The 22,751-nt window shown below is 56.3% G+C and carries 19 protein-coding genes and 1 pseudogene; 6 read left to right on the forward strand and 14 right to left on the reverse strand.

Features of this window, described 5'->3' with window-relative positions:
• Window positions 1–28: 28 nt before the first annotated feature.
• Both FBZ97_RS33120 and FBZ97_RS33125 read right to left on the reverse strand, forming a co-directional pair.
• Window positions 29–784 (reverse strand): SDR family oxidoreductase, encoded by a 756-nt coding sequence (locus FBZ97_RS33120; protein ID WP_145324401.1) that lies wholly within the window; start codon window positions 782–784, stop codon window positions 29–31.
• 170 nt (window positions 785–954) lie between these two features.
• Window positions 955–1,557 (reverse strand): TetR/AcrR family transcriptional regulator, encoded by a 603-nt coding sequence (locus FBZ97_RS33125; RefSeq protein WP_145324399.1) that lies wholly within the window; start codon window positions 1,555–1,557, stop codon window positions 955–957.
• A 121-nt stretch (window positions 1,558–1,678) separates the two neighbouring features.
• Between FBZ97_RS33125 and FBZ97_RS33130 the strand changes: the two genes are divergently transcribed.
• Window positions 1,679–2,719: an aldo/keto reductase gene (locus FBZ97_RS33130; RefSeq protein WP_145324397.1), complete on the forward strand. Its 1,041-nt coding sequence runs from the start codon at window positions 1,679–1,681 to the stop codon at window positions 2,717–2,719.
• A 601-nt stretch (window positions 2,720–3,320) separates the two neighbouring features.
• Here FBZ97_RS33130 and FBZ97_RS33135 read toward each other — a convergent pair.
• Window positions 3,321–3,596: a hypothetical protein gene (locus tag FBZ97_RS33135; RefSeq protein ID WP_145324395.1), complete on the reverse strand. Its 276-nt coding sequence runs from the start codon at window positions 3,594–3,596 to the stop codon at window positions 3,321–3,323.
• A 417-nt stretch (window positions 3,597–4,013) separates the two neighbouring features.
• Here FBZ97_RS33135 and FBZ97_RS33140 point away from each other — a divergent pair, with 417 nt between their 5' ends.
• The 3 genes from FBZ97_RS33140 to FBZ97_RS33145 all read left to right on the forward strand — a co-directional run bounded on the left by FBZ97_RS33140 (window position 4,014) and on the right by FBZ97_RS33145 (window position 6,181).
• Complete coding sequence (locus FBZ97_RS33140) at window positions 4,014–4,454, forward strand: response regulator (protein WP_145324393.1); 441 nt, start codon at window positions 4,014–4,016, stop codon at window positions 4,452–4,454.
• Between the two features lie 837 nt (window positions 4,455–5,291).
• Entirely contained in the window at window positions 5,292–5,459 is a 168-nt protein-coding gene (locus FBZ97_RS34580; protein WP_156090778.1) for a hypothetical protein, read from the forward strand.
• 320 nt (window positions 5,460–5,779) lie between these two features.
• Window positions 5,780–6,181, forward strand: a complete 402-nt coding sequence (locus FBZ97_RS33145; protein ID WP_145324392.1) for a PRC-barrel domain-containing protein — start codon at window positions 5,780–5,782, stop codon at window positions 6,179–6,181.
• Between the two features lie 456 nt (window positions 6,182–6,637).
• Here FBZ97_RS33145 and FBZ97_RS33150 read toward each other — a convergent pair whose 3' ends face one another.
• The 5 genes from FBZ97_RS33150 to FBZ97_RS33170 all read right to left on the reverse strand — a co-directional run bounded on the left by FBZ97_RS33150 (window position 6,638) and on the right by FBZ97_RS33170 (window position 14,715).
• Window positions 6,638–7,696 carry a response regulator gene (locus FBZ97_RS33150; protein WP_145324390.1) on the reverse strand — a complete coding sequence of 353 codons (1,059 nt, stop codon included), beginning with the start codon at window positions 7,694–7,696 and terminating at the stop codon, window positions 6,638–6,640.
• Between the two features lie 8 nt (window positions 7,697–7,704).
• Window positions 7,705–8,268: a chemotaxis protein CheB gene (locus FBZ97_RS33155; protein ID WP_145324388.1), complete on the reverse strand. Its 564-nt coding sequence runs from the start codon at window positions 8,266–8,268 to the stop codon at window positions 7,705–7,707.
• The gene (locus tag FBZ97_RS33160) at window positions 8,268–9,065 is read right to left on the reverse strand and encodes a CheR family methyltransferase (protein ID WP_145324386.1); all 798 of its coding nucleotides are present in this window, start codon (window positions 9,063–9,065) and stop codon (window positions 8,268–8,270) included. The genes FBZ97_RS33155 and FBZ97_RS33160 overlap by 1 nt, the downstream gene beginning before the upstream one ends.
• 38 nt (window positions 9,066–9,103) lie before the next feature.
• Complete coding sequence (locus FBZ97_RS33165; protein WP_145324384.1) at window positions 9,104–12,538, reverse strand: response regulator; 3,435 nt, start codon at window positions 12,536–12,538, stop codon at window positions 9,104–9,106.
• 1,214 nt (window positions 12,539–13,752) lie between these two features.
• Window positions 13,753–14,715 carry a glycosyltransferase family 2 protein gene (locus FBZ97_RS33170; RefSeq protein WP_145324382.1) on the reverse strand — a complete coding sequence of 321 codons (963 nt, stop codon included), beginning with the start codon at window positions 14,713–14,715 and terminating at the stop codon, window positions 13,753–13,755.
• 241 nt (window positions 14,716–14,956) lie between these two features.
• On the opposite strand from FBZ97_RS33170, the gene FBZ97_RS33175 reads away from it, so the two are divergent.
• A complete protein-coding gene (locus FBZ97_RS33175) occupies window positions 14,957–16,456 on the forward strand; it encodes a hypothetical protein (RefSeq protein ID WP_145324380.1) in 1,500 nt (499 codons plus the stop codon).
• A gap of 52 nt (window positions 16,457–16,508) precedes the next feature.
• On the opposite strand, the pseudogene FBZ97_RS33180 reads toward FBZ97_RS33175, so the two are convergent.
• Window positions 16,509–17,125: pseudogene (locus FBZ97_RS33180) on the reverse strand (GAF domain-containing protein); the annotation flags it as partial.
• On the opposite strand from FBZ97_RS33180, the gene FBZ97_RS33185 reads away from it, so the two are divergent.
• Complete coding sequence (locus tag FBZ97_RS33185; protein ID WP_246661936.1) at window positions 17,097–18,323, forward strand: AraC family transcriptional regulator; 1,227 nt, start codon at window positions 17,097–17,099, stop codon at window positions 18,321–18,323. The pseudogene FBZ97_RS33180 and the gene FBZ97_RS33185 overlap by 29 nt on opposite strands.
• Before the next feature lie 33 nt (window positions 18,324–18,356).
• Here the strand turns inward: FBZ97_RS33185 and FBZ97_RS33190 are convergent, their stop codons facing one another.
• The 5 genes from FBZ97_RS33190 to FBZ97_RS33210 all read right to left on the reverse strand — a co-directional run bounded on the left by FBZ97_RS33190 (window position 18,357) and on the right by FBZ97_RS33210 (window position 22,743).
• Window positions 18,357–18,539: a hypothetical protein gene (locus FBZ97_RS33190; RefSeq protein ID WP_145324376.1), complete on the reverse strand. Its 183-nt coding sequence runs from the start codon at window positions 18,537–18,539 to the stop codon at window positions 18,357–18,359.
• Between the two features lie 280 nt (window positions 18,540–18,819).
• A complete protein-coding gene (locus FBZ97_RS33195; RefSeq protein WP_145324374.1) occupies window positions 18,820–19,800 on the reverse strand; it encodes an alpha/beta hydrolase in 981 nt (326 codons plus the stop codon).
• Window positions 19,801–19,937: 137 nt separating this feature from the next.
• Window positions 19,938–21,395: an alginate export family protein gene (locus tag FBZ97_RS33200; RefSeq protein ID WP_145324372.1), complete on the reverse strand. Its 1,458-nt coding sequence runs from the start codon at window positions 21,393–21,395 to the stop codon at window positions 19,938–19,940.
• A 2-nt stretch (window positions 21,396–21,397) separates the two neighbouring features.
• The gene (locus FBZ97_RS33205) at window positions 21,398–22,294 is read right to left on the reverse strand and encodes a glyoxalase (protein ID WP_246661937.1); all 897 of its coding nucleotides are present in this window, start codon (window positions 22,292–22,294) and stop codon (window positions 21,398–21,400) included.
• A 2-nt stretch (window positions 22,295–22,296) separates the two neighbouring features.
• The gene (locus FBZ97_RS33210) at window positions 22,297–22,743 is read right to left on the reverse strand and encodes a DoxX family protein (protein WP_145324370.1); all 447 of its coding nucleotides are present in this window, start codon (window positions 22,741–22,743) and stop codon (window positions 22,297–22,299) included.
• Between the last annotated feature and the right edge of the window lie 8 nt (window positions 22,744–22,751).

Consider the following 22,751-nt stretch of genomic DNA (forward strand, 5'->3'; position numbering starts at 1 on the left):
AACGCACCTGGCGCTCCAGCAAATACCGTCAGATTTGAGCGAAACCGCCATCAGCCTGAATATCTGCCCCTGTGATGAAGCTGGACTGATCGGAAGCGAGAAAGGCGATGACGTTGGCGATCTCGTTCGGGTTGCCGACGCGGCCGGCTGGAACATGCTGAGACAGCGCCGCGAGGTAGGCGTCAGCCGAAACTTGCGCTGGGGCGCCGCCCTTAAGACCGGGCGTCTCGATCGGCCCGGGGCTAACGACGTTCACGCGAATACCACGCGGCCTAAGGTCGAGAATCCAGTTCCGAGCAAGAGCGCGAATGGCGGCTTTGGTCGCGGCATAAACGCTGCTGCCCCCAGGCAGGCCCTTGTTCGCGACAACCGACGACGTCAGCACAATCGACGCACCGTTGTTTAACAGTGGCAATGCCTGTTGGACGGTGAAGATCGTCCCTTTCACGTTCACCGACAGCAAACGATCAACCATGCCCACGGAGATTTCGCCGAGTGTCGCCTTTTCCAAGATGCCGGCGTTTGCGACGAGGATATCTAGCTTTCCCTTAGACGCTCGGATCTCCTCATAGAGACGATCAAGATCGCCCACATGGGACGAGTCGGCTTGGATAGCGGTAACCCCAGTGCCGATTTCGGCGACTGCTTTGTCGAGCTCGGCCTGGCGCCGGCCGCTGATGAACACGAATGCGCCTTCAGCAACCAGGCGCCTCGCAGCGGCCAACCCGATACCGGAACTGCCGCCCGTCACAAGCGCGACCTTGCCTTGCAAATTCTGAGCCATGATTTCACTTCTCCATATGGTGGCAGGTGCGTGTTCGAGAGTGGTGAGTGTCAGTCATTCGAGCTCCTTCCGATTGGTGTGTTCAGCGCAAGAACCATCGGTCGCGCGCTGATAATCAGCGCCCGCTGTCAGTGCTGGGCGTGAATGCGGCTGCGCGCTCGCGCAGAGGGTTATTTAGATCGCGTCTTTACGACCTCGTAGGCGTCAGCGAAGGCGGCTCGAACAACTTCAAGCACCTCATCCGATAGCGAAGGGTCTGCCTTGGCCACAGCTCTCGAAATGGCGAGAGCGCCGATCTCAGCGGCAGTAGCGGCGAGCGCAAGTCTTCGCCGGTCGCCCTCGGGGATCGAAGCTTCGAGAGACGCTTCGTTCATTGAGGCCCAAGCCAGGAATGCACTGGTGAAACTCTCGCTGACGGCCTCGTCATGGTGGCTGATTTCACTGACGGACGCGGCCATTGGACAACCGTCAGACACCTTCTCGCGCATATAGGGAGAAAGGTATCCGTCGAGCAGTTCCTCGAACGCCAACTGTCGGTCGCCGATCCATTCACGCGTGGCCTCCATGTTGGCGGCGAAGCCATGTGAAAACGCCGCGGCGGCGAGCTCATCCTTCGACTTGAAATGCGCGTAGAGCGCGCCGTGCGTGAGCCCCGCTTCCTTGGCGACCTCTGCGACGCCCACTCCATCGATCCCCCGCTCCCGAAAAAGACGGCTGGCCGCGCAGAGAAGCGCGTCGCGGTTCTCCGCCGCCCTCTCCTTCGAAACACGCATGAAAAACTCTCCGGTTCAAACTGTCGAATTTTTTAGTTGCGATCACAATTAAAGTCAAGTAGTGCTGCCAATCGCGATACATTGCGATCGCAATTAAAAGATCCCAACAGGAGAAACAGGCATGCGTTACAAACTTTTCGGCCAGCACACGGGTCTGCGCGTTTCCGAGCTGGTGCTCGGCACCGGCATGTTCGGCACGGGCTGGGGCTATGGTCAGGAGCGCGGCGAGTCCCGTCGCATCCTTGACGCCTATGCAGATGCAGGCGGCAACTTCATCGATACGGCCGGGGTCTATCAGGGCGGTCAATCGGAAGAAATCATCGGCGACGCGCTAGTCGGCCGCCGCGACGATTTCGTCGTCGCCACCAAGTACACGATGCCCGCCGGCGCCAAGGGCGGCATTCTCGTCACCGGCAATAGCCGCAAGGCGATGGTCGTTTCGGTTGAGGACAGCCTGAAGCGGTTGAAGAGCGACTACATCGACATCCTGTTCGTCCACATGTCGGACGGGGTCACCCCGGCGGAAGAGATCGTGCGCGGTTTCGACGATCTCGTGCGGGGCGGCAAGGTTCTCTATGCTGGTCTGTCGAACTTCCCCGCGTGGCGCGCCGCGCGCGCCGTTACCATCGCCGAGTTGCGTGGCGCGGCTCCGATTGCCGGCCTCCAGTTCGAGCACAGCCTGGTAGTCCGCTCGAGTGAGCAGGAGCTGCTTGCTGCGGGCCAATCGCTCGGCCTCGGCATGGTCTCATGGTCACCCTTGGGTGGCGGCCTTCTTACTGGCAAGTACCGCCACGGCGAGACCGGCCGTAAGGAAGGAATGGGCGGCAACGTCTTCCAGCAGGAGAATTCGCCGCAGCGCACGGCGATCCTCGACACCCTGATCGAAGTCGCGGATGAGTTGGGCGTTGCGCCGGGCGAAGCCGCAATCGCGTGGGTCGCTGCCAAGGGCACGCTGCCGATCATCGGTCCCCGCACCATCGAGCAGCTCAACTCCAACCTGGCCGCCACGAAGGTCAACCTGTCGGGCGAGCAGATCGCCCGCCTGGATCAGGTCAGCGCGATCTCGACGGCCTTCCCCTACAACGTCCTCGAAGGCGCTCGTGCGGGCTATACCGGCGGCAAGATCGAAGAGTTCACCGCTCCGGCCATTTCCGCCGCCTGATCGGAACCGGCGATGAACCGAGGTCCTCGACTATGCCTCCTCAGGCGAAGGCCGGTACTCCCGGACGTGTGCCTTTGATCGCATGGCGAGGACCGCCCCGCCGGCCGGCGGGCTCCCTACGATTGCCGCGCTTCGCCCCCAGGGAGTTCGAAGAAGTCACGCAATGCGGCCAGGTGGCATTCGGCGCGTAGATCAGCTCGTTGCCGCAGCTCCTGAAGGGGCGCGACAAGTGCGGTGGATCAGAATTTCAAATCCTAAAAGTGGGACCTCGTCCGTTGCACCGGTGGGAGGCCCCACGTCGGACCGGGACATCGAATGGGTAATGCTGAGCATCATTCTTTTGCTCTTGAAGAGATTAGAACCCACGACCCTGTTCTTACAAGAGCCATCCGATTGAAATTTCCCAGTAACGGACATCGGCTTTGCCTCGATGCAACGACCGATTTGCGGCCGGAGGCCGTTTGTCCGTTAACAGGAATATAGTCTGCCGACTTGCAAAGACAAAGGCCCCCCGCAGCGGAGTGAGCATTGCATTCAGCACTAGGCTTATTCGTCCGCTTGGTCTTGCCCGTTTTTGAACCGGATTTTCCGTCACCAAATCCTACCGTCCAGAACCTCCCCTAAGGGCCGAAATCAGCGCCTCGACGCGTGTGGTGATGGCTCGATTGCAGCTATCATCGACCATGGCGAGATCTTCGCGCAAGATGATGAGCATCTGGTTTATTTCCAGAAGGCTTCTGACGATCTTGCCGTCAACGTCTCGACCCACCTCCTGAACGAGTTCGGCAATGGTGGTCGTCAAAAAATCAACCCATGCGAGTCGTTGCGCCGCCGTCGAACGCGTAAATCCCGGTATTAGATCATCTCGCGCCAGCATCAATCCGCCTCCTGCTGCAGCATTGTCACCAGCTCACGGCACCGTCAATTCACGATTTTGGGTTTATCGGTACCCTCCTTACTGTGATGATGCGCGAAATTGCTGCCCTCATGTGCATCGACTTTGTGAAGCGAACCAAACATGACGGTCAATTCGCGAAATTAAAAGCCAATTTGCGAAACTTATGCGCCCTTGCTCTCAATCGAAGGCACTTGGTCACTATTATAACAGTTTCATGACAGTCATGGAACGCCCACAAATGTTCAGCGGCCCCGTCCGATTCCTCATGCCCTGCGAAGGTGCGAGGATGGACATATCAGGGCAATGCGCTATCCTCTTCTTATCGCCAGCAGACGAATCCGTAGGCGCTGGCGGCTGAGGGCTAAGGGCTCCCGCCTGCATGTGCAGGACTCGCTCATGGTCGATGATTCCGCCGAGAAATCTCAGAAAATCATCAGCGGAGACGGGCGTCAGCTGCTTGTTCTTATCGCTGAAGATGAGTTCCTTATAAAAGCAGATCTCGAAGATATCGTCAGGGATGCTGGCTTCGAGCATCTCGCCCTCTCGAATGCGGACGAGGCTATCCTTGCCTTGGAGGACGACTCGGCTCGCTTTTGCGCCTTGATAACCGATATCAGGATGCCAGGAGAGGCAAACGGTTGGGATTTGGCGCGGCGAGCTCGGGAACTGCAGCCAGTCATGCCTGTGATCTATATGACTGGCGACAGCGCCCAAGACTGGACAGCCCAGGGCGTTCCCAATAGCGTTTTGCTTCAGAAGCCTTTTGTCCACGCGCAACTCGTCACAGCATTGACCACTCTTCTTAACGATGCTGCCACGAGTCGGATCGGGCGATAGGGTGCGAGCATTAAGGATTGGGTGTTGATTATCGCACGAAATTTAACCCACTTTTTCATTTCGGACGGATCCGCTCACGCTGGAAGAAAATGTTTTCGATCAACATCATAAATGCAATCAGTCGGTACAACGCGAAATGAAAAAGCGGCGCAAATCAAGCTGAAATTCAACAGCAAGCGATTCTGAGGCGAATGTTCGGGAGATGGCGAACGGCGGTCAGCAGATACTCCCGTATCAGAACGTGTCTTTCGATCCCGACGCGCTCGGCACACGTCGACGCGCATTTGACGCTATCCTCACCGGCGATCAACCGCGAAGATGGAAAGGCTGAAGAAATCGGGGCCTTCATAGTCAAGCTTTATCGGCAGGGCGTCTACGATAAACAAAAACTCGTCGAAATCGGGATGACCGCCGCGACCGATCTAGAAGGATAATTGGGTGCGCCTGCCTGTCTAAGTATTACGAGGCCTTGGAGGTACGGGGATATCAGCGTCGTCATCCGTAATTTCCAAGTCGTCGTCCGCATATTCCAAGTTGAGTAGCCGTGCCATATCCTCGGCAACACCTTCGCCAAGCCCAGCAAGAACAACGTCACTGTAAGCTACAACTTGGCCGGTATTGACGTCGATCACAGACCAAGACCAAGCGACTTCACGCCTGGCGCAATATCTTGCGGGAGTCATGTTCGACCTCCGAAATCCACAGCGGTTAAACTCTCACATTGTGCTGAGGTTCCGAGGCGATAAGCAAGGGACGCTGCATTCCGGGAGCGCTTGGGGGCGGAGAGCTTTTTCACACTAAAGCAGAAAATGTCGTGCCGATTGGAGGGGGCAGGAAATGGCCTCTGCCGAAGGTCGCAATCTTTTCGGCACGATGGACAGGAAGACTGGCGAAGAGCTCGCCGCCCGGCCCAGCCTATGTGATGCCCTGGGCGACGAATTGTCCGGCCTCAGCGGCAAAGGTACGCTCTATTGTTGGTCAATCAGCGGCGAATACTGCGCGTGAATATATCCAGCTAGTAGGCAATTCTCCGTCCAAGGTCTTTGAGCAGCGGAACGGAGCTAATCTCTGCGTCATCCACCGGAACTTGCCATCGCGCGGCACTCCTCAAGTATCTCGCTAAAATTACTAACGCACCTTCCGGCACGAACGAATTTTGCAACAAAGCCCCATTGCGGCACCGGCTCCGTCGAACAGATGCGAGCAGATTCTACCAGTGAATGAAGTCACTGTAAAAAAATGCTCCATCCGTGAAACCTTTTGGCGTCGAAGTCATTATAGTCACGTTGAATAACTCAACATAGTCATACATTTAGGAGATTTATATGCGTCGCCTACTTCTCGCCCTCGCTGCAACCATTGCGCTTGCGACGACCGCAAGCGCCCAAACCGCCACGGCTACGACGACAATCGCCGACATGTTCCTGACTGCCAAGCCGACCGATGTGTTGAGCTATAACCTTATCGGCCTGAACATTCAAAACGGTGAAAAGGAGAACGTCGGCGAGATCAAGGACTTAATCATTTCTGACGGGCAGCTTGCCGGCTATATCGTGTCGGTCGGGGGCTTTCTTGGTATGGGAGAACGCTATGTGATCGTCGCCCCGTCATCCGTCAAAGTGACCTACAACGAAAGCGACAAAAAGTGGACGGCGGCGATGAAGGCTACAAAGGATGAGCTCAAGAACGCTCCGGAATTCAAATACGAAGGCCGGTGGGCAAAATAGTGAAATAAGCGGAAATTGAATGATTGGGGCTCGAGGCTTCCTCGGCGCCCCAGTTCTATGGGTTCATGGCATTCGTAGAGAACGTTGAGCTGCTGGCCACCTTGTGGCCACACACTCTCAAAGGTTGCTGGCGAGTGGGATGGAGCGAATCGGGATTGGTCGCGGTCTCCTGTAACTCGCCCAAAGCCGGCGATAACAGCGTTAAGCATCCGCTACCGAAGCCTGATTGGTGAATACGGCGCCGCCACTATCGGAAGTGGCGACGTGATGACCGATGTGGAGGTTTCGCTAACAGCGTCGACCTAACGCTGAGGCGCAACCGCCACAACAGCCAAAGTCGATCCTTTCACATCAGCTTTTCATTCAGCTAGCACTGGCCTCACCGGCTGGATATTGCGCAGTGCGCATTGCGCGCGTTCTCGGAGCGACGTTAAGTTTGACCATCCTGTTCGTAAATTACATTGAGAGCCCCGCGATCGGAACCTCGACGGAAAATCTTAGCCCGTCGTCGTGCCAATCCTTCATCATGGAGCCATTGAGCGCCGTGAGAGCAGCCTTTTCCAGCGTTGTGCCGAAGCCCTCTCGCGCCGAGCGGTTGGGGCGGCCCGACGAAACGGTCTCGCCCCAAAGGAGGCGAAGCATGCTGTCTGAGACAGACAGGTCCACGGTGAGTGCTCCAGTTGGCGTGGATAGCGCGCCATATTTGGCGGAATTTGTAACCAACTCATGCATGAGAAGCGCAAAAGATGTCAGAGCGTTCCCCTCTAATGGGTGATCTGAACCCTGAATGATGATCTTCGCGCCCTGCTCGTGCTCATATGGCGCGAGAATTGCGCGTAGTAGCGTCTTGACCGTGGTTGCAGCGGCTCGGAGCTCGCCGTTGGCGGAGAGATCAGGCAAGGTCAGCTCATGGGCACGCGCCAGCGCCTGGAGGCGCGACCTCAACTCATTTGCCAACTCCGCCGCGCTCGTCGCTGACTTGGCGCTTAAAGAAATCAGGCCGGCCGCGAGGCTGAAGAGATTTTTGATGCGATGGTTTATCTCACGCAGCAAGAGGTCCTTGTCTCGCGCTGCACTTTTGAGTGCTTCCGCCTGCGCCGCAAGTGCATCGCGCTGCACGGCGAGTTGCTGCCTCTGGCGATAAAGTTCATGAAAGACCGCTGCTTTGCTTCGCAAGACGTCAGGCTCGATCGGCTTTTGTATGAAGTCGACGGCACCCGCTTCGTAGCCGCGAAAGCGGGGGCGAGCATCACCCGAACCAGCCGTGACAAAGATGATCGGGATGTGGCGAGTACGCTCGTTTCCACGCAGCAACTCGGCAAGCTCGAAACCACTTAAGCCGGGCATGTGAACGTCAACCAATGCGAGAGCCACGTCATGCTTCAATAGTAATTCCAGTGCCTGGTCGCCCGATCGCGCTTTCAGCAAGAGAACGTCGTCACGGCGCAAGAGAACCTCTAGGGCCAAGAGATTTTCCTCAAGATCATCAACAAGAAGAAAAGGAACCTGATTCATGAATAGCCTCAAATCTTCCCGAGAAATTCGCGGATCGCCGAAAGTTGCATAATGTAAGCTTCGGGCACCATCGAGATGGCCGCCATCGGCATAGCGGCAGCAGCTGCATTGTCTGGGTTTTGGACAATCGCCGTTCCGCCGGCGTCAACAACCGCTCGAAGCCCTTTTGCACCATCGGGATTAGCACCGGTCAGCACGATCGCGATCAAGCGCGAACCGTAGGCGTCCGCGGCACTTTCAAACAGAACGTCGATGGAGGGACGAGAAAACAAGATCGGCTCTTCATTAGAGAGCGCGAGACTGCCTTCGGTTTCGATGAGAAGGTGATAGTCCGGCGGGGCGAAATATATTGTGCCTCCCACTAGCGGTTGCTTGTCTTCTGCCTCCGTTACGGAAAGGACGCATTTCGCCCGAAAGAGATCCGCCATTATGCTGCGCCGGTCTGGCGGAACATGAACCACCACCACGATTGGCAGAGAGAACGTCTCGGGGATAAAGGGAAGAATGACCGAGAGCGCCTCCACACCGCCGGCAGATGCACCGATCACTACCGCCTCGTAGCGTCCCGACATCAATCGACCCTCCTTTGGTAGATCTTTTCGTCACGCACGAATTCATGAAAGGCGGAAGCATTCTCTGAGAAGCGAATGGTCTCCCTACTTCCCAGTCCCAGAAATCCTTTTCGGACCAGAGAGTCTCTGAACAGAGCGATAGCCCGATTCTGAAGCACCCGATCGAAATAGATCATGACGTTCCGGCAGGAGATGAAATGCATTTCTCCGAAGACGGCATCCGTCACCAGACTATGATCGGAAAACACAACATTCCGCCGCAGGCTTTTATCGAACGACGCCCTGCCATATGCCGCCTGATAATAGTCCGACAGCGAGGATTTTCCGCCGGATTGTCGATGACATTCCGTAAAGTGTTGAAGGCGGTCGAGGGGGTAGACCCCCGCCTCCGCGGTGTGAAGCGCTTCTTGATTGATATCGGTCGCGTAAAAGATCGTGCGATCTTCAAGCCCCTCTTCACGAAACAGAATGGTAAATGAATACAGTTCCTCACCCGTGCTGCATCCGGCAATCCAGACCTTCAACGAAGGATAGGTTCGCAGATGCGGCACGACCTTTTCTCGGATGGCCTTGAAATAGCCGGGGTCCCTGAACATTTCACTCACTTGCACCGTAAGATAGCGCAGGAGCGTTGTGACCATGCCTGGGTCATGCAGCAAACTTTCCTGCAGCGCGGAAAAGCTCGCAAACCCCAGGTGCTGACGGGCTTGTTTCAGCCGGCGTCTGACAGATGCCATCGCATAATTGCGGAAATCGTAATGATATTTGAGAAACAGCGCCTCCAGAAGGAGACGCATTTCGATTTCCTCGATATTTTCAGGGGTTAGTGTCCGGCTCACTTCGGCATCCAGACGCGAACGAGCGACAGGAGCTTCTCCACGTCGAGAGGCTTGGCCATATAGTCATTGGCACCAGCCTCAATACAGCGTTGCTGATCATCCGGCATGGCTTTGGCCGTCAGGGTTATGATCGGCATTTTTTTCCATGCCGGATTCTTCCTGATCTCCCGTGTGGCGTTAAGCCCATCCATGACCGGCATCATCACATCCATGAGAACCAGATCTATGGCCGCATCGGGCGAAGCGGAGGCCGTCTCCAGCGCCTCTATCGCTTCGCGGCCGTTGCGCGCTATCTGGACGATTGCGCCCCTTGGTTCAAGTATGTTGGAAAGAGCATACACATTGCGCACATCGTCCTCGACGAGGAGAATCCGTCGACCCTCCAGTGCGGCGTCCCGGTGACGAGCTTTCCGGATCATTTTCTGCCGTTCAGCTGGCAACTCTGAAACGATCTGATGGAGGAAAAGGCTGACTTCATCGAGAAGGCGCTCTGGTGATTTCGCACCCTTTATTATGATGGATTTGGAGTAACGGCGCAGCCTCTGTTCGTCATCATCGGACAATTCTCTGCCGGTATAGACAATGACAGGAGGAAACGCATACGCGCTCTGCTGGCTCAATGTTTCAAGGAGAGAATAGCCCGATGCGTCGGGAAGCGTCAGGTCCAACACCATGCAATCGAAAGTCTGTTGCTTGAGTAGGTTCAGACAATCAGCTGCTGTACTGGCGGTGACTGTTTCGACATCCGGTGAAGCCAGAAGTTTGGCAACCGCCTCGCGCTGCACGACATCGTCCTCGACAATCAGGACGCGGTGGAGACGTCGGGACAGCCTTGCTTCGATTTTCTGTAGGACTTCCATCAATTGATCACGACTGACGGGCTTGAACGCGTAGCCCGCCGCGCCGAGCCAATAGGCGGCTTCGGTATGGTCGCCGCCGGATATGACATGGATCGGAATGTGGCGGGTTTGCACATCGTTTTTCAGGCGATCGAGAACTGCCAGCCCAGATTGATCCGGTAGGCCCACATCCAAGACGATTGCGCTGGGTAGAAACTCTTTTGCAAGGATCAACGCTTCTTCGGCCGTGCCTGCGACGATAGACTGAAATCCCATCTCCCGTGACAGGTCACGCACGATCGACGCGAAATTCGCGTCGTCCTCAATGACAAGGAGAACCCGCTTCGTGTCGGTTAATATCTCCCGGTCATCATCGATCTTGTGAAACGGGCTGCTGGGCAGCGATCGATTGCTTTCCGGCACGTGTCCCTTCGTTACGGATGTAGTTTGGACAATAGTTTCATCCGGCGCGGCCCTCGAAGGATCAAAGATCGGCGGAAGCGTGACCGTAAATGTGCTACCCCGCCCCGGCTGACTTTCGACCGCAATCGTCCCGCCCAGAAGCCGGATCAATTGCCTTGAAATCGACAGTCCCAGACCAGTGCCGCCATACTTGCGGCTAATGGTGCCGTCGGCTTGATGAAAGGCTTCGAAGACACTCTGCTGCTGTTCTTGTGCGATACCAATACCCGTATCGGTAACCGAAAACGCGACGCTACCCTCTTCGTTTCCAGAAATGGATAGCGTAATCGTTCCCGCGTCCGTAAATTTGATCGCATTCGACAGCAGGTTCTTGAGGACTTGCTCCAGACGCTGTGCATCGGTTTCAATGGTTGTCGGAGTATCCTGGGCAACCGCGATCTTGAATTCGAGACGCTTGTCGCCGGCCAAAGGCTCGAAAACCTGATGCAGATTGCCGACCAGCCTCTCAAGCGACACAACTTGCGGATTGATATCTACGTGGCCGGCTTCAATTTTCGAAAGGTCGAGAATATCGTTGATCAGGTTGAGCAAATCGTTTCCGGAAGACTGGATCGTCTTGGCGAACTTTACCTGTTCCTCGGTCAGATTATCATCGGGATTGTCGGCCAGCAGCTTTGCCAGAATAAGCGACGAATTCAGGGGAGTCCGTAGTTCGTGCGACATATTGGCAAGGAAATCGGATTTGTACCGGCTCGCTTTTTCGAGTTCGCGAGCTTTGAGTTGGACGGATGCGTTGATCCGTTCGAGATCATCTCGTTGGGCCTCCAACTGCCGGGCTTGCTGTTCCAGTTGCAGGTTAGTCTGCTCAAGCTCGACCTGCTGCTGCTCAAGGCGGGCCTGAGACTCCTGCAAAGCCCTACCCTGCTCCTCCAGTTCCTCATTCGAGACGCGAAGCTCTTCACTTTGTGCCTGCAGTTCGGCCGACTGGCGCTGCGTTTCCTCGAGAAGATCTTGAAGCTCACTCCGGTAGTTAGCCGATCGAACCGCAATTGCTATCGCCTCGGACGTTTCCTCCAAAAGCGTAATGATCTTTTCGTCGATTGGGCGTAAGAAGCCGAGTTCGATCACTGTGTTGACGACATTGTCGATTTTGCCGGGCACGATAACAAGATGCCTCGGTTTGTCCTTTCCAAGAGCTGAGCCGAAGACAAAATAGCCGTCTGGAACGTCATCGACGATCAACGCCCGCCCTTCGGCGGCAACCTGTCCAAGAAGCCCTTCACGTACCGAAAAGGCCGTGGGTAGGCTTGCGCTTGAGGGGATGCCGTAGGTTGCAACCCTCTGAAAACTGCCGCCATTGCTTGTAAACACCGCACCGGCAACGGTCCCGACATAGCGCCCCAGAAACTCCAGCAGATTATTGCCTAGCTGGTCAATCGACTGATCGCCTATCATCGCGGATGCCAGTCCTACCTCGCCGGATTGAAGCCATTCATCGCGGCGGCGCGCCAAAGTCGCGCGACGCATGAGGAAGCCGATGGTTGCAGTCAAGGCGATACCGAGAATACCAGCTAAAATAGTGCTTAAAAACGCTCGCTGCTGCGCACTTGCCATGGCATTTGTACGCTGCGCTCGAGTAGCGGCCTCTTCCTGAGCAATAGCCGCTATCTGGGACCGAATTGCATCCATCGCGTCCTTGCCGCGGCTTGAATTGACGATAGTCAGTGCTGCTTCAAGACCTTGAACACGTCGAAGTTCGATTGTTTCAGCGAGTTCAGATAACTTCACCTCGACCAGCTGTTTCAACATCGCCACTCTCTTCGTCTGCTCGGCATTGATATGCGTCAATTCGGCGACTTGGGCGAGCTTCTCAGGTATGACGAGGAGAGCGGCTTTATAGGGCTGGAGATAGTTCTCGCTGTTCGTCAGGAGAAAGCCCCGCTGACCGGTTTCGGCGTTTTGTGTCTGAGACAGCAATTCGTCGAGGGCCACGATGACGTCATGAGAGCGGCGAATACCGTCGCTACCTTCCTCAATGGCAAGAAGATTGAGGTATGCAACAACGCTGCTGGCAATGAAGAAAACAATGGCGCTGACGAGGGCGATCGCAACAGCTGGATCGAGACCCAAAGTTCTATTCGAGGCTTGGGACTGAAACTTCTGTTTCATTAAATTTTTCACCATGACTGCCTGAAGGAGAAGGGTCTACAAACACGTACTGATTGCATTGGAGATGCCATATCAGATGGGGACAGGGAAGCGTATCAATTTTTGGGCATTAGCATATCAAGTCGTACCGATCTCCTTACTTTTTTAATCAGACCCCGTTTTTGCTTCAGGCAATCCAGTCAGCAGCGAGAGGTTTATAGCTATCATTAATTTGTCCTCTTCGCGCCGTTCGAGAGTAACATGCGTCAACTGAACCGCAAAAATCGGAACAACATCGCTACCAAGGCATTTTGTGCTGCCCGCTGAATTTAACGGGGAACAATTTTGGTAGCTGCGGGCCAGCTTGATCTCAAGACATTCTCAAAAGGCCGCGATTTTCGAAATATCTGATGCAGCGAATATCGCGGTGCTGCTTGATCGGATGCTCTTTGGAAGGCGCCGTTCGCAACATGCAGTCCAGTTACTGGCTTGGCGACAGCCACCTCGACTTTAGACGACTGGTTTCTCGATCTAGCCTCGCTTGCCTCCGACGGGGCGGTGTGTTCTTGCCGTTGATGATAGATCCTTTTATGGTATCAGCGGACGAGCCCCTTGTCGGTCGGGCTTTTAAATTACAACCGAAAACAGAGAGCGCCTGCAGAACGCTTCAATCTCACGTTCAAATTGATCGAAGGCATCGTAGACCCAAGGCTCGTAACGCTCCGTGACGGCACTGCGGCTGCGCGATGTGAGCATCCTGAAAAGCTGCAAGTCCATAAATCGCATCGCCTTCAACCAAAACGGAGATCAGCCCTCATAACACTACTAATCCGTTGGCTGTCCATCCATTAGAAACTCGAAAACCAAAGGTCCAGCCAAGTGTTGCCAATTTGCCGACCGACAATCTCAGAAAACTACCCCGCAGGGTGCGCCAGGACTGCTGCCCATGGTCGCTACTGCCTTCTCCCGTCACCGTCCCGTTCAGTTGGTCCGTGCGCCCCTCACCGACGGCGTTCGCAGCGGCGAGAACCGCAGAAACCGTTGTGGCGCTGTTCGTCCCGCGCGGTAAGTTCAGGATGACGTTCGAACTATCGGAATCGGGCCGGTTTGATGGCAAGACCGTCCCAGATATCGATGCCTAACATGGAATTGGCAGGAGTAGTCTCCTGCCATGCGTGAAGCCGATGATAACGGTACGGGACAATTTTGTGGATCGCGAACTGCGGCACAGACCGTTAGGCGGCGAGATAAGCCATGCGCTTCATCTCCTGTCGCGCCTTGGTGACGACGTCGAGAATGAGACCTGCAAAAATAGTGAGGAAGCCGGTGATGATGAGGCCGACGCTTAGAACGGCGGTCGGCAATCGCGGCACTAAGCCCGTTTGGACATAGGTGACAAGCAACGGGACTGAAAGGCCGAATGCCAGAAGGCAAAGGAGCAGGCCTATCGTGCCGAAGAACTTTAGAGGTCGCTCGTCCTTTATCAGGCGTGCGATCAGCATGAGAATGCGCCAGCCATCGCGGAATGTGCTGAGCTTGCTGAAGGAGCCCGGAGGTCGCTCCTTGTAGGGTGCACTGATCTCTGCGATCGGCATGCGCATTTCAAGCGCGTGCACCGTCAGCTCCGTTTCCGTTTCGAAGCCGCTCGACATTGCTGGGAAGGATTTGACGAAGCGGCGCGACAAGACCTTATAGCCGGAGAGCATGTCGCTCGATTGACGTCCGAAGAAGAAGCGCACCATGTTCGTCAGCATCTTGTTGCCGAAGCGATGACCGAGGCGATAAGCCTCCGTCACGGTGGAAATCCGGGCAATATTGACGAAATCGATACTGTCCTTGATCACACACTCGATTGCACGCGGCGCTGCCGCAGCCGAATACGTATCATCGCCGTCGACCAGGATGTAGCAGTCGGCATCGATATCGGCGAACATGCGGCGCACGACCTGCCCCTTTCCCTGCCGATATTCGGAACGGACAACCGCGCCGGCGCGCTGAGCTTCTGCGATCGTGCGATCGGTCGAATTGTTGTCATAAACATAGATCGTTGCCGTGGGCAGCGCGAGCCGGAAATCGCCAACGACACTCGCGATCGTTGCTTCTTCATTATAGCAGGGAATCAAAACCGCCAGGCGCGGTTGAACGTACCGGCCGACAAAAGGACCGCCGGAAAGATCGACATTCTGCAAATTGCTCATTAGAAACGTTCCGATATTGATGTATTCAATAACGAACGGCGTAGGATAAAAGCCAATACTGGTCAAATCTTTGCGGGAATTAATATTAACAGCGATACACCAGAATCTTTGATCTGCTTTTATTTTTATTAAAATTTGCTGAGGTAATTTACCTTACTTATCTGATTAAACTTCGAAGTCTTGCGCTCTTTGCAGAGCTTGATATTCACATGGCCATCTTCATTCCGGCGAGAACTTTGTCATGTCGCGCTTTCATCATCGCCTTTTGATCTTCTTCGTCATCCTCCTTGCGTGCGGTATCTTCACCGCCTTACGCTTTCCGGGCGAGATGAATCCCGACAGTCAAAGCCAGTTCGAAAAGGCCATGATCGGTGTCTACAATGACTGGCATCCACCTATCATGGCGCGCCTATGGTCTTTCTTCATGCTATTCAGTGGCGGCGTTTGGACGATGTTCGTCTTTCAGATGCTGTGCTGGGCACTCGCTTTTGCCATCCTGGCTCTGGCGCTGGAGCGCCGCGGGCATCAGGTTGCGGCTTGGGCTGTTGTTGTAGTCGCCCTGTTCCCGCCGTTCCTCATGCATATTGTCAATATTCACAAGGATGTCGGCCTGATTGCCACGCTGATGCTTGCTGTCGCTCTGATTGCCCAATATCGTCTGCAAGGTAAAAAGATACCCCTTCTTGTCCGCGTGGTTGTCGCAGCCCTGCTTTTGTATGCGGGTTTGGTGCGTAGCAATAGCTGGTTTGCCGTCATGCCTATACTTGTCTGGATACTATGGCCCAGTCTGTTGAAACGACCGATCGGTGTGGCGCTTGCCTGCGGTATTGTCGCGGTTGCCCTGGTGCCTGTCAGCAGCCTTATCAATCAAAGTGTGCTTGATGCCCGGCCGGCCGGTGCGCTGCGTACTCTTCAGATTTTCGATCTCGCCGGTGTCGTCAAGTTCTCTCGTGATACGACGGTTGCTCAAGACAAGGTTACGTTGGCGCAGATCGATGAATGTTATTCGCCCGTGATTGCCGACATCTTCTATCATGGCGCACGCTGCGGCTTCCTCTGGGATGCAATCGCCGGCTCAGCCGACACGCCCGCAGGTCTCGCGACCGAGCAGCCGAATACAAGGCAAAGCCCGTCGGTTAGTCTGACACCGCTTTGGATAGCGGCGATCCGGAAGCATCCGCTTGCCTATGCCGAGCACCGGCTTGGCCATTTCAATGCCGCCATGCAGTTCCTGATCCCCGGTCATGAAGCGTCCGTTCCGGCAATTCATGCGGTTGTCGCCGGCAAGCCGGCTGAACGCCTCGAACCGCTGCGTGGCGTCCGGAAAATACTTGATCTCATGCGTTTCGGCCCTTGGGCGACGCCGGCTGTCTGGCTGGCTCTGGGGCTTGCGCTGCTACTGCTTTCGCACGATGCAGCGCGACGCATGGATGAGGTGGATACGCTTTCGTTGGCCCTCACACTATCAGGCGCCTCCTACATCGGCGCGTTTCTACTGATCGGCATTGCGAACGATTCCCGCTACGGCTTGGCTGGAGGGGTTGCCATCGTCACCGCGGCTGCAATGCAGTTACGGCGCGCGAGGCCGGTCGCGTCGAGTCGGCCTGTGCGCATCGGGATTGCGATTGCTCTGCTGATCTTCATTGTCGCCGCCATGACGTTCTATCGGACGAGCGTGCCCGATGCTCTCTATCTCGCAAGCAATTGGACGATCCGGCCCGTGCCATCGATGATCAGCTAATTGTTTCCAGTCCCGCGATTCCAGGATGGTTGGCTAACTCTCGCAAAGAGATGGCCTGCGAAAGCCTGACGTTGTCGATCGCCACCGCGGCTTCCGCTGCCAGACCCGCCAGTCCTCTCTCGGATCGTTCATCGAACATCCCTATCTTGGCATGGCCGAAATATAACCCGCCCAAGACCTCTCCGGTTCGTGAAACGACAGGAACGGCCAAATAACTACGCACCGGAAGATGGCCCTCCGACAACCCTGTGCGAGGTGCATTCTTGCCATAGCGCGGGTCTTTGGTGATGTCGTTGGAGCGGACGACGCCCTCGCCGCAGAAGGTCGGGCCGAAGACGTCTTTGTTACGCGGCATCGGATATTCGAGAACGCCTCAATTGGCGCGTCCGACAAAGTATAAAGCGTATAGCTCTCACCCTGATCATCAAGCACATTGTAAAAGAATGCTGCGAGCTCAGCGCCCTTCAGATCAACCCCGGCATCGGTGACGATCTGCACCAGCCTGTGGAGGTCGGTCTCTACCGCCAGAGCCGAGCCGGGTCGATTGAGGATTTCGACAGCGCGACGTTCCTCGGCGGCTTCTATCTCCGCTGCCTTGGCTCGCGTGCGATCGCGAAGGATTTTTACGAAACCGGTTATCTTGCCGCCCACATTGCGTATCGGCGTCATTTCCCACACCGCCCAGAGCCGGCCGCTGCCCTTCCTGATCCGCCACCCTTCCGTGCCGCCACCACGGCCATGGGTATCATCGTTGAACGTCTGGCTTTATGGCCCAATTGATAATGATAACCGCTCATTTCCACCCTATGGGTTCCAAGTGTATGGACGCCCAGCGCGGTATTGTGGATATGTGAGAGCACTCTGTCGCGCTAATTGGCACGCTTTGACTTCCATGGTTTTCTGTGACCAGAATGATGCAAATACCTCATGTCAGGTCCACCCGAAGTCAAAACGGAACATGATGTCGTCACCATACAATCACGATCGGGGCTCAGGAAAAAAGATGGACACGTTCGGCTGCCAGTTGGCGCAGCTCGATCGCGACCGGCAGATTTCCGGCGGCAGTGTTGACTTCTATCATAAATCGTCGAACAGCCCCAGATTCGCTCAGGTTGCAACACCTGCAAGCGACCGCGGATATGTAATCGGACTTTCACTTGCTAACGGCCACCGGCGCCGCATTTTTGGCGCCCACTCTTCCTCCATTCATGATTTTCAGGAAAATTCGGTCTATCTCCGCAACTTCGCCGACCCTTACAAGGCGGACATGAGCGGCAGTTTCGATTTTGCTCTGATGGAGATTTCAAGCCGAGGTCTGAGCGACTTGGCCGATGGCGCCGATATGAAGGCGCTGTCGGAACTTAGCTGCAAGACCGCCGAGCCCGACGTCATTTTAGGCGGGATCGTCCGGGCGCTGTTTTCAGTCCCCGATGTCGATAAGAACCCATTGCTCCGCGATCAATTGAGTACGGCAGTCGGCGTCCATCTCGTTCACAACTACGGGAATGGCCGATCCCGCTTCTGCTCCAAGCGGGAAAGACTGTCGCGAGCGGAGGAGGATCGTGCCAAGGATTTTCTGCGCAATCATCTGAAGGGCGACGTCTCGATCGATGCGCTTGCCGCTACCTGCAATTTGTCTCGCGTTGCCTTTATCCGCGCCTTCCGGCAGAGCACCGGCCAGACACCACATGAATGGCTACTCGATCGGCGGATCGAGCAGGCGTGCGCATTGCTTTCCGCGTCGCGAATGTCGCTGGGCGACATTTCCACCACATGTGGCTTTGCGGACTTGTCTCAGTTCACGCGCACCTTCACGCATCTCATTGGACAACCGCCAGGTACATGGCGCAGGGCAAGGCTCTCCTGACAGCAATGTCCCGCCGCGGTTGACAAAGATGGATCAGCCGCTCGCCATCGAGCCCGGCGCGCTGACAATGGGCGAGGCCGGAGGAGGATCTTCACGGACATCCGCCGGTTTGAGCGACCTCCCATAAGAAAGCTCGCTTTCGAGATCCACCTTTTCCGGCAGGCTCGCAATTCCGTCTCGCGTATCGGTATCGATATGCTTGATGGGCGCCGTCATGGTTCCGATGATCCTCTGTTCGATTTGTCGGCGAACAAGCATCCGTCATTTGCGGCTCGCGTCAATCTCCCTCGGGCGTTTCAATCCGCGCGACGAAGGCAAGAGGCCAAGCAGTCCGAAGCGACAGAACACCAGGCCGGCGAGACCGTGAAAGCGCCGATCATTTGCATCGCCTTCATCCGGAGATACGGAGGAGTATGATACTGTGAGGATACTGGACGACCTGCGGCAGGCCGAAGCATGCTGCCGGCCGTCCAGTCATCTGATGGGAATTGTCGCGTTATCCCCTGATGAAGGCCAGCAGATCCCGATTGATGACATCGGCATAGGTCGTCAGCATGCCATGCGGATAGCCCTTGTAGATCTTGAGAGTGCCGTTCTTCAGAAGCTTCACGGAAAGTTCGGCTGAATCGGCAATTGGTACCACCTGATCGTCGTCTCCATGCATGACGAGCGTTGGCACGGTTATCGCTTTCAGGTCGTCCGTCTGATCTGTTTCGGAGAAGGCCTTGATGCCATCATAGTGCGCCTTGGCACTTCCCATCATCCCTTGACGCCACCAATTCTGGATAACGCCGGGATAGACCTTCGCATCCGGCCGATTGAAGCCATAGAATGGGCCGGTAGGAAAGTCGAGGAAAAGCTGCGCTCTGTTGTCGGCAAGTGCCTTACGGATGCCATCGAACACTTCGATCGGCAGACCGCCGGGATTGGCATCCGTCTTCAGCATCAGCGGCGGTACGGCGCTGACGAGAACGGCCTTTGCGACGCGTCCCTGCGGCTGACCGAATTTTGCGACATACCGCGCGACCTCGCCGCCACCCGTTGAGTGACCGATATGAACGGCATTCTTGAGACTAAGATGCTCGGCTACGGCCGAGGCGTCAGCAGCGTAATGATCCATATCGTGACCGTCGCTGACCTGGGTCGAACGACCATGGCCGCGGCGATCATGGGCGATGACGCGATAACCGTGCTGGACGAAAAACAGCATCTGGGCGTCCCAGTCGTCCGAAGACAGCGGCCAGCCGTGATGGAAGACGATCGGCTGGGCCTCTTTTGGACCCCAATCCTTGCAGTAGATCTGGACGCCGTCCTTGGTCTCGATAAAATTATGGGTCATAGGGGGTAATTCCTCTTCCTTTGTTGAGGCGGTTTCAGGAAAGGCACGTGATGGCATGGCCATTGCTGCCGACTGCGTCGCGCCGGCGAGCAATGCCTGCCTTCTAGAGAGCATCATAACCAATGGCTCGTCCGACATTCGCGATCCTCTTCGATCGAGCGATTAGGTCTAGCCTGCCCCCACCCACTTGCTCTTGTCCAATGGGCGCGCCGTTTGGATAAGGCGGCGCTCTCGTGCAGCCATTCTTCGCAGTTCATGAGACGGCGGGGGAGGCGTTACCAAGCAAACCCGAGTTGCGCCCCGACATAGTTTCCATCGCGGCCGCCAGCATTTTTGATGGCGTTACCGGCTTCAAAGTGAACGGCTTCAATCGCACCGGAGAGGTTTGGTGTGAAGGCGTAGTCGAGCCTGACCTGCGCATATGCTCCCGACCACGCGCCTCCCCGCCCCGCCGTTCCTGGAAGCGGTTGATTCGGCTGAATATAGATTGCGTCCTGCGCTGTCTGGCGCCATTGCAGGCCGAGTGCGCCGGTCAGAGTCATCCTGTCAGTCGGCTTGACGGTAAGCGAGGGCTTAAGATGGATGATGTTGGCGTAACCGGTATAGCCCGCAAGCGCAAAGTAGTAGCCGTTCGGGAAGAGCGGATTGAAGGTGCCGACGACGTGATCGCCAGCGCGGTGATCACCCGAGGCGATATCGAACTGCAGCCCGATGCGTGGCGTCCAGGCAACGTCATCAAGCGTATAGCCGGCGCGAGCTCCAAATGCCCATGCACGAATGTCCTTGTCGCCGACGCTGCCAAGCTGACCCATCCCTTCGATATCCCAATCAATTTCATCATGCTTGCCAGCAAAGCGACTGTCGAAGATATGTCGATCCTCTTCCCCGGAAGCATCCAGATAATGGGCGTTTTGCCGCTGATAAAGTGAATAGTAGGCACTCAGCTCGTTGCCGCCAAGGACGAGCCGTTCGACGCGCAGGGTGCTGAAGCGGAAATCTCCGCTGGAGGTATCGTCAAACGGCTCGGCGTCGCGATATTGAACGGGCTGACTGACAAAGCCGATGAAGCGCCATGACGCGGTCTCCCAGTCGGCCCAGATCGCATCGAAAGACTGGCGCACATTCGGTCCGTCACGCGAGGAAACGAAGCGCTGGAGGTCGAAGGCAAAGTCCTGGCGGCCGATACGCGCCTTGAAGGTACCCGCGTCGAAGTCGTGGCTGTAACCAAGGAAAGCAAGCCTCAGATCGAGCTGATCGGAATCCGCCGAGCCGATATTCTTCTTGCCGAAGGCACGATCGTCCTCGAACTGCGTGAAGACCTGCCAATCCTTGAAGAGATTGAGGTCGATGTGGAGCTGGGCACGCTGGATGAGATAATTGTCACGCCTGACGCCGCCAATGCCGAAGCCTGGTGCGCTGTTGCTTTCAAAGCGCTCGCGTACCGTCGCTCCAAAAGAGACGTAGGTGTCCGGATCGGACCCCGATAGCGGGATATATTTGAGGCGATCCAGCGGCTGGGTCCTCAGCGCGGGGTCGGCCAATACCGACCAATCCTCCTGCCAACGATTGGAACTGATCGCCGGCCGCTTCGATTGCGCCGGCCTGTCGCCGGCCACTGCTGCGAGCGGCGTCAGATAAAGGATGACGATTGTCGCGAGACAGGAAAGCCATTGGTAATCGATGCCGACACATTTGGCCGACCAGAGAAATCCTGTCGCGGAAGTTCGTATCATGATCACGGCGCCGTCGTATGGATTTCGGCGACATAACCGCCGGGGAATTCGACCATTGCCGCCTTGCGCTTGTCGGACGTGTAGGGGTCGACGAGAACCGTTGCTCCGCTCGCCTTCGCCTTGTCGAGCGTCGCGGCAAGATCCGATACCTCATAGCCGGTGGTCTCATGGCCATAAGGATACGGCAGATGACCGTCAGTCGCGAGAAGCGTCATCTTTCCGAAGACGGATTCAATCCGAAGCCGGCGGAATGTGTCGTTGGGGCGCCCGATCTCGATACCGGAAGCCTTCTTGTCGTCTGACACCACCCGACCCTGGGAAAAGGCCAGGAATGCTTTGACGAACTTGTCGACGGCGTCGGGAGATACATAGATGCGGTTCTCGGGGATCTTGTCGAAGGCCGTGTAACTTGGCTTGGCCGTATGCCAGTAGAGTTGCATGTTAACGCCGCCCGGCCATTGGATGACGGCATCGCGACCGATCGGATCGGGAAAGACATCGACGACGACCGATGCGCCGGCCGCACGCGCGGTCGCAACAGCCTTGTCCAGATCGGTTACCAGATAGCCGGTCCGCTCGGCCCCAAAGGGATAGGGGATCGGCGTCTTGAAACCAAAAAGCGACACGGTTCCGACCGGCGTCTGAAGAAGTTGCGATGTCGTGCTGCTTGGCGTCGGCGTCACGGTAGCGACGACCTGTTTCGTGCTGCTGCCACCGAACGTGGCGAGAAAGCTTGCGACGAAACTGTCGACCTTGCCGGGATCGACGTAGACGTGGGTCGTGTCGTATTGCGCACCCACGCCAAGCTGTGGATGGGCGGTGCGAGCGAGCGCAGAGCCTGCCGGCGTGAAGGCAAGGGAAGCCAGTAGGCCGATCGTGTAAGCGTAGCGCGTAAGCATTCTTAAACCTCCGTGATATTTGCAATGTCCCGGTTAAGATCGAGCCAGGCTACCAGGAGAAACCCGCCGACGAGGCCCAGATGTTCGAAAAACGAATTGGCCGCCATGAAACGCTCCATGCCAGGAGGCAACTCCCAGAACCGGAGCGCGAGGAAGGTCGCGAGAAAGGTGAAGGCCCCAAGTGCAAGCGCCGCCAGCCAACGAAAAATGCCGATCAAGATCATGGCCGAGGCGGCCAGTTCAAGAACGATCACGATCACCGCAAAGACGGGCGCTGGCGCAACGCCAAAATGACCCATTTCACCGACCGCGCCGTTGAAATCGGTAAGCTTGTTGAGTCCACCTTGGAGATAGGCGGCGCAGAGTCCGAGATAGGCGAGGAAGCGCATCGCGGACGATCCGAACACCGGGCGTGCGACGGAAGAAAGCTTCGACCGGAGCGTTTGCATGGTCACCA

Origin of the sequence: Rhizobium sp. ERR 942 (assembly GCF_007828395.1) — a bacterium.
GTDB classification, from domain to species: Bacteria; Pseudomonadota; Alphaproteobacteria; order Rhizobiales; family Rhizobiaceae; genus Rhizobium; species Rhizobium dioscoreae.